Genomic DNA, 323 nt, shown 5'->3' on the forward strand with positions numbered 1-323 from the left:
CCGGAGCCACCGGAGCCCTCGGCCGCCTCGTCGTCGAGGAGCTGCTGCGCCGGGTCCCCGCGGCCGAGGGCTCCGGTGGCTCCGGTGACGACGATGCTCATGGCGGGGGCTCCCTTGCGGTGGGGCGCGGGGCGGGAGCCGGGGAGACGCCCCGCGCCCCACCGCAAGGGACCACCCGCCATGAGCATCGTCGTCGCCGGAGCCACCGGAGCCCTCGGCCGCCTCGTCGTCGAGGAGCTGCTGCGCCGGGTCCCCGCGGCCGAGGGCTCCGGTGGCTCCGGTGACGACGATGCTCATGGCGGGTGCTCCCTTGCGGTGGGGCG

Annotated in this window: 1 pseudogene; it reads left to right on the plus strand. The window is 77.7% G+C overall.

The window, feature by feature from the left end:
• Positions 1-180 precede the first annotated feature (180 nt).
• Positions 181-323 (plus strand): annotated as a pseudogene (locus EF903_RS35765) (KR domain-containing protein); the annotation flags it as partial.

The organism is Streptomyces sp. WAC05292 (assembly GCF_003949955.1).
GTDB classification, from domain to species: Bacteria; Actinomycetota; Actinomycetes; order Streptomycetales; family Streptomycetaceae; genus Streptomyces; species Streptomyces globosus.